This is a genomic window from Paenibacillus sp. FSL M7-0134, assembly GCF_038007865.1.
GTDB lineage: Bacteria > Bacillota > Bacilli > Paenibacillales > Paenibacillaceae > Paenibacillus > Paenibacillus polymyxa_B.
In genome coordinates, this window is record NZ_JBBOXV010000001.1 from 1,117,495 (window position 1) to 1,125,000 (window position 7,506).

4 protein-coding genes are annotated in these 7,506 nt (G+C 45.2%); 3 read left to right on the plus strand and 1 reads right to left on the minus strand.

The features are described 5' to 3' along the window. The first annotated feature begins 2 nt into the window (after positions 1–2). Positions 3–1,913, plus strand: a complete 1,911-nt coding sequence (gene gyrB / locus NSQ58_RS04920) for a DNA topoisomerase (ATP-hydrolyzing) subunit B (protein ID WP_013308100.1) — start codon at positions 3–5, stop codon at positions 1,911–1,913. A 141-nt stretch (positions 1,914–2,054) separates the two neighbouring features. On the opposite strand, the gene NSQ58_RS04925 is transcribed toward gyrB, so the two are convergent. Continuing rightward, positions 2,055–2,882: a YheC/YheD family protein gene (locus NSQ58_RS04925; RefSeq protein WP_025720769.1), complete on the minus strand. Its 828-nt coding sequence runs from the start codon at positions 2,880–2,882 to the stop codon at positions 2,055–2,057. A gap of 466 nt (positions 2,883–3,348) precedes the next feature. Between NSQ58_RS04925 and gyrA the strand changes: the two genes are divergently transcribed. Further along, entirely contained in the window at positions 3,349–5,913 is a 2,565-nt protein-coding gene (gene gyrA / locus NSQ58_RS04930) for a DNA gyrase subunit A (RefSeq protein WP_028540987.1), read from the plus strand. 215 nt (positions 5,914–6,128) lie between these two features. Continuing rightward, the gene (locus NSQ58_RS04935) at positions 6,129–7,217 is read left to right on the plus strand and encodes an HD-GYP domain-containing protein (RefSeq protein WP_028540988.1); all 1,089 of its coding nucleotides are present in this window, start codon (positions 6,129–6,131) and stop codon (positions 7,215–7,217) included. Positions 7,218–7,506: the final 289 nt, after the last annotated feature.

Genomic DNA, 7,506 nt, shown 5'->3' on the forward strand with positions numbered 1-7,506 from the left:
GCATGTCTATGAATCAACCGTCTTATGATGCGGGCGAGATTCAGGTCCTCGAGGGCCTGGAAGCGGTTCGGAAACGTCCCGGGATGTATATTGGCTCCACGAGCGCCAAAGGTCTCCATCATCTGGTCTGGGAAGTTGTGGACAACAGCATTGACGAAGCGCTGGCGGGTTATTGTGACAGCATTCAAGTTGTGGTTCACGAAGATAACAGCGTTACCGTTACAGATAACGGACGCGGTATTCCGGTAAGCGAACACGCCAAAATGAAAAAATCTGCGCTGGAAGTCGTTATGACTGTACTTCACGCAGGTGGTAAATTCGGAGGCGGAGGGTACAAGGTATCCGGTGGTCTGCACGGGGTTGGTGTATCGGTAGTGAACGCTCTCTCCAGCAAAATGATTGTTCATGTTAAACGGGACGGACATCTGTATGAGCAGGAATATCACCGTGGTGCTCCGCAGTATGATGTCAGAGTCATCGGTGATACAGACGAGACGGGTACCCAAACGACCTTCTATCCGGACGATCAAATCTTTACAGAAACGACTGTATACGATTATGATACGCTCCAAACGCGGATTCGTGAGTTGGCTTTCCTGAACAAAGGCATTGCAATCAGCTTGACTGATGAACGGACGGGCGCCAGCGATACATTCCATTACGAGGGCGGAATCAGTGAATATGTACAATTCTTGAATCAAAAAAGAGAAGCGTTACATGAACAGCCGATTTATGTCGAAGGCTCGCGTGATATGATTCAAGTCGAGGTTGCTTTGCAATATAACGACAGCTATACCGAGAATATTTATTCTTTTGCTAACAACATCAATACCCATGAGGGCGGAACTCACGAATCAGGCTTCAAGAGTGCATTAACCCGGATTATTAACGATTATGCACGTAAAAATGGCTTGATTAAGGACAACAATGCCAACTTGACTGGTGATGATGTGCGTGAAGGATTGACGGCGATTATCTCCGTCAAAATTCCAGAACCACAGTTTGAGGGTCAGACCAAGACAAAGCTGGGGAACAGTGAGGTGCGAGGGATTGTCGAATCCCTATTCGCAGAGAAACTCCAGGAATTCCTAGAGGAAAATCCGTCTGTTTCCCGCCGTGTGGTTGATAAATCATTACAAGCAGCACGTGCCCGGGAAGCAGCGCGTAAAGCGCGTGAGCTTACACGTCGTAAAAGCGCGCTGGAAATCAGTTCGCTCCCAGGCAAGCTGGCAGATTGCTCCTCTAAGGATGCTTCGATTAGTGAACTGTACATCGTCGAAGGTGACTCAGCGGGGGGGTCGGCCAAGCAGGGTCGTGATCGTCACTTTCAAGCTATTTTGCCGATTCGCGGTAAAATCCTGAATGTCGAAAAGGCACGCTTGGACCGTATTTTGTCCAGTGATGAAATCCGGTCGATGGTAACAGCAATGGGCACAGGGATCGGAGACGACTTTGACATCGCCAAAGCCCGTTATCACAAGGTCATTATCATGACAGATGCGGATGTCGATGGTGCCCATATTCGTACGTTGTTGCTGACGTTCTTCTATCGGTACATGCGTAAAATCATTGATGCAGGCTATATTTATATTGCTCAGCCACCACTATTCAAAGTAGAGCGTAACAAAGTTGTACGTTATGCGAACTCCGAGGCGGAACGTGATGAGATCATCAGGGAATTTGGAGAAAACGCGAAGTACAATGTACAGCGCTATAAAGGTTTGGGTGAGATGAATGCGACCCAACTTTGGGAAACTACGATGGACCCTGAGAGTCGTACCATGCTTCAGGTAACTGTCAGTGACGCGATGCTGGCTGATACACTGTTCAATACCTTGATGGGTGATAATGTAGAACCTCGTCGTGACTTTATCCAAGAACATGCGAAGTACGTGAAAAATCTCGATTTTTAATGTGTGATGTTCTTTCCTAGTGGCTGTATTACGTGCTCATTAGGTAGTATTTTGTAGGAGTTCACAAGGGGCGCCCAAAGGGGCGTCCCTTTTCTTGTCATTAACCAGCCCGGGTGTATTTGAATATTTAATCTCATTGTTTTAGGCTTTTTTCTTAGAGCGTACGGCTTTACCCGTGGATGGAGAGTACCGTCCGTAGCCTACTGCATATCTGAATATTTTATGATAGAGGCTTTTGTTTGGAAGGGAAGAGAACACCTTGATTGCTGGTCTCGTGTTAACCTCCAGAATCCACGGATAATTTTGCTGATCCAGTCCCACATCTAATCCTATTTCCCTTAAACGTGGGTATCTTTTTTGCAACTGCCAGGCTACCCGTTCGCCCATTTTTGATAATTTTTGCTCCAGTCGTACAGATTCCTTTACATCCATGTATGGAGCGACCAGCTCATTGAAAAAGCGCGTTGTCCCACCGCTGTGATGATTGGTGACGACTTTGTCAGGAGCAGCTACGCGTCCTACAATAAGCGTTGTTTCCCATTGGTGTCTTAAGTTCATCTGGGTTAATACCCTCAGATCGAAAGGGCGTGCTTCATGCTGAAGAAGTGGAATTCCACGCTGGATCAGATATGGACGTTTTCGTATGCGGGAAGAAACCACTCTATGCAGATCTTCTAGACTTTCGAAGGTGAAGGTATCTACTTCATAGCGAAGCACATACCAAGTTCTCTCTTCGATGATTCCTTCTTCTGTCGGCGGAAGCGGTTCTGTCAGCCTCTCTGCCCGCATAACCCCTTTTCCATAAGTACCGTTATCAGGCTTAATATAGACAGTACCATACACGGCCAACATTTCGTTCAAGTGATCAAACGTGTACAACCGTGTTTCCGGTACATAAGCGGCCAATGTCGGATTGGGGAGAATGGCATTTGTTTTGGTCCACTTACTGGATACTCGCTGAATAGACAAGTAATCTCATCCCTTTCTTTTCGAAATATGAGTCATGTACTTGGAATCCGCAACACTTTGACAAAACAAGGGAAACTAAAGGACAAGTGCGTAAAACAATGATATAATAGAGAAATACGGCGTTTTTCGGAATTTTGCTAAGTGAACCCTGACCGTATACGTATTGTATGTGGAAAAGGCCCTTAGGGTGGGGGCTAATCCCCAGCTCTGGGGAATTTGTTATAATCAGGGCTTGTGAGTTGTACAAGAGAATAGCGATCTGCTACAGGCAGAGAGAGAATGACGAGGGATTTACGCTGTAAAGAGGACAGATGTGTTTAATTGTGCTCTTTTTGTGAAAGTAATATAATTATACAGATGAGGATTTCAGCCAAAATCCTGCGCAGAGAGCGGAGTGTATAGGCAGTATCTTGTTAGGCTTTTCACATAGAGAGCATTGTATTGAAGGATAAGAAGGAGGACCAGCATGGCGGATCAAAATAACTCGCAAATCATCAATAGGGATATCGGAGTGGAAATGCGCGAATCCTTTATGGATTATGCCATGAGTATTATTGTTAGCCGTGCCTTGCCTGATGTGCGGGACGGACTGAAGCCGGTACACCGTCGTATTTTGTACGCGATGTCCGAGCTAGGCATGTCGCCAGATAAGCCTTACAAAAAATCGGCAAGAATCGTCGGCGAAGTTATCGGTAAGTATCACCCTCATGGTGATACGGCTGTATATGATACGATGGTGCGGATGGCGCAGGATTTTTCTTTGCGTTATATGTTGGTGGATGGACACGGTAACTTTGGCTCCGTGGATGGAGATATGGCGGCTGCGATGCGTTACACCGAAGCACGGTTGTCCAAGATTGCCATGGAAATGCTACGTGATTTGAACAAAGAGACCGTTGATTTTATGCCGAACTACGATGGTGAAGAGAGCGAGCCCGTCGTATTACCTGCACGTTATCCTAACTTGCTGGTGAATGGCGTCGGCGGAATTGCAGTCGGGATGGCTACCAATATTCCTCCGCATAACTTGGGAGAGGTTATCGATGGTGTACAAGCATTGATCGAAAACCCCGACATTACGCCGATGGAACTTATGGATTATATTCAAGGGCCCGATTTCCCGACAGCAGGTTATATTTTAGGACGCTCTGGTATTCGTCAGGCGTACCAGACTGGCCGCGGATCTGTGACCATGCGTGCGAAGACCACCATAGAAGAGATTGGCAATAAAGCACGGATTATCGTGCATGAGCTGCCTTACCAAGTGAATAAGGCTCGTCTGGTTGAGAAAATTGCCGAATTAGTACGTGACAAACGTATTGAAGGCATTACGGATCTTCGGGATGAATCGGACCGTACGGGTATGCGTGTCGTTATCGAGTTGCGTAGGGACGTGAACCCGAACGTCGTTCTGAATAATTTGTTTAAACATACGGCTATGCAGTCGAATTTCGGTATTAATATGCTTGCCATTGTAAACAACGAACCGAAGATTTTGAACCTGAAGGATGTCTTGTATCATTATCTCAAACATCAGGTCGAGGTTATTCGTCGCCGGACAGAATTTGATCTGAAAAAAGCCGAAGCCAGAGCACACATTCTGGAAGGCTTGCGCATTGCCCTTGACCATCTGGACGAAGTTATTGCCTTGATTCGTTCTTCCCAAACTGCAGAAGCAGCTCGTGAAGGACTGATTGAGCGTTTCTCGCTCACTCTTGAGCAGTCTCAGGCTATTCTTGATATGCGTCTGCAACGCTTAACCGGTTTGGAACGTGAGAAGATCGAGAACGAATATAACGAGCTAATACAAAAGATTGCGGAATACCGTGAGATTTTGGCGAACGAGCATCTGGTACTCAACATCATTAGCGAAGAGCTGAATGAACTTAAGGAACGTTTCGCTGATGACCGTCGCACTGAAATTACAGTGGGTGAAGAGAGTATTCTGGATGAGGATCTCATTCCGCGTGAAGATGTTATTATTACTGTAACCCATACGGGATATATCAAACGCCTTCCTGTTACTACCTATCGCAGTCAAAAACGCGGTGGTCGTGGTGTAGTGGGTATGGATACCAAAGATGAGGATTTCGTAGAGCATCTGTTCATTACGAATTCACATCATCATTTGTTATTCTTTACCGACAAGGGCAAGGTATATCGGATTAAGGCCTATGAGATTCCTGACCTTAGCCGGACAGCCCGGGGGACACCGATTATTAACCTGATTCAGATTGAACAGGGTGAGTCGATCAATGCGGTAATTCCAATCGAGGAATTTGTGGAGGATAGCTATCTATTCTTTGCGACCCAGCATGGAATCATAAAGAAGACACCACTTGATGACTATGCAAATATCCGCAAAGGTGGCTTGATTGCCATTAACTTGCGTGAAGATGACGCCCTGATCGAAGTGAAGCTGACGGACGGACAGCAGGAAATGATTATTGGTACAGCACAAGGCATGTCTATCCGTTTCCCTGAAAGTGATGTACGGTCTATGGGCCGTAGCGCTACAGGGGTTAAAGGGATCAACCTTGATGAGAGTGATGCTGTAATTGGTATGGACATCGTAGATACCAGCCTGGATATCCTGATTGTAACGGCCAAAGGTTATGGCAAGCGTACCCCTGTTGTGGATTATCGTATCCAAAGCCGTGGAGGTAAGGGGATCAAGACGATTAATGTTACGGATAAAAATGGTCCGGTTGTCGGTCTCAAGGTTGTAAAAACCGAAGAGGATCTGATGATCATTACAGCTAGTGGCACCTTGATTCGGACTAGCATGGGGGAAATCTCCACGATGGGTCGGAATACACAAGGGGTAAGGCTGATTAATATTCGCGATGATGATTCGGTTGCAACTGTTTGTCGAGCGAACAAGAATGAGGAGCAGGATGAACTGCTTGAAGAATTATTAGAGGGTGAGGAAGCTGGAGAGGGCTCATCTCTATCATCTGTTGAACCATCTCTCGAAACGAATACAGAAGGTGCGGAAGGTAACGACCCAGAATCTTCTGAGGGCGAATAAGAGCCTGAATATGGAAACAACAGTAGTTATTAAATTTCAGATGGAACAGACTCTCTGACTATTTGGTCGGGGAGTCTTTTTCTTTTTCTGGCTAACGAATTCAGACAAGTATGCTTTAAATGGCATAAAATGAATGTACAGGATCATTCCCAAGTAATATAATGACATCATAACTGGCAGCTGGAGCAGCTGTTGTGAGAACAGAGAGGTTGACCATGACAACTGTACCCGTATCCGAATTAAAAGCAGGACTTAGATTGCAAAGCGATGTATTTACAGAAATGGGAAGCTTGCTGCTACCGAAAGGGCGCATTCTGCTACCGCGTGACTTGGAGATTTTACAGGCGTTCCTGATCCAGCAAGTTGAGGTAGGGACGGATGATCTTACAAAATCCAGTAGCGAGTCTACGACTGTTCGATCTGGAACATCTGAATCGCAAGGACCTTCGTTAGATGGACGAGATGAATCTGAACAATTTCAGGATGAGTATGACAAAATGGTGATGCTCGTTAAGAATGCATTTCAATCGGTGCTCGTCTCTAATTTATCTATATATGAACTGCGAGGACAATTGGAGTCCTTACTGGTGCACATTCAGCGCTATAATGTAATGACCTATACTCCGCCCGCCATGATCGAAGTGGACTATATTTTTCACAACGCTGTGCTAACCTCCCTTACTTCCTATTCCATTGCACAATGGATCGGATTACCTCAAAAGGATTGGATGCAAGTGGCTTTTGCTGGATTGCTTCATGACATAGGGAACGCTAAAATGGACCCGGTCATTCTGTATAAGCCCTCCAAACTAACGTGGGAAGAGCAAGAAGAAATACGTCGCCATACATCACTAGGATACCAGTTGCTTAAAAATGTGAAAGCTATTAACGAAGGTGTGCGTTTGGCAGCTCTTCAGCATCATGAGAAAGTGGACGGTACTGGATATCCACTGCGTCTTAAAGGGGAACAAATCCACATCTACGCTAAAATCGTTGGAGTGGCTGATGTATTCCATGCTATGACTCTAGAGAAAACATACCGACCTGCTCAATCACCGTATCTGGTCCTAGAGCAAATCAAGTCAGAATCATTTGGAAAGCTGGACCCAAGTGTCGTACAAGTTTTTATTCATAAGTTAACCCAATTCAATAATGGAACCAAGGTGCGCCTCAATGATAACCGTACAGGGGAAATTATTTTCGCTGATCGAGATCATCCGACTCGGCCGTTGATTCAAGTAGATGGGGAAATCATTAACTTAATGCTGCAAAGAGAGCTTTATATCGAGTGTATTGTTACTTAACTAAGTATTTCAAAAAAAGAGTTGCATAATGCAAGGAAAGTATGATATATTATTTCCTGTCGCTTCAAGTGTTATCAAGGAGAGCGAAAAACACTTTCGAAAAAAAGTGTTGACACAACTCTAGAAAATATGATACACTATAAAAGTTGCTGAGGGGTTGAAAGAAACGCCGAGGCGGACATTGAATGTTTGATCTTTGAAAACTGAACAACGAGTGAGTAAAACGATTTTGTTCGCAAAATCAAACAAGAGATATTTTTATCTCGTCAGTTTCAAAATGAGCTTATCG

Bases quoted from the DNA above. Each gene is read 5' to 3' on its own strand.
- gyrB (WP_013308100.1), top strand. From the start codon at position 3: ATGTCTATGAATCAACCGTCTTATGATGCGGGCGAGATTCAGGTCCTC.
- gyrA (WP_028540987.1), top strand. From the start codon at position 3,349: ATGGCGGATCAAAATAACTCGCAAATCATCAATAGGGATATCGGAGTG.
- NSQ58_RS04935 (WP_028540988.1), top strand. From the start codon at position 6,129: ATGACAACTGTACCCGTATCCGAATTAAAAGCAGGACTTAGATTGCAA.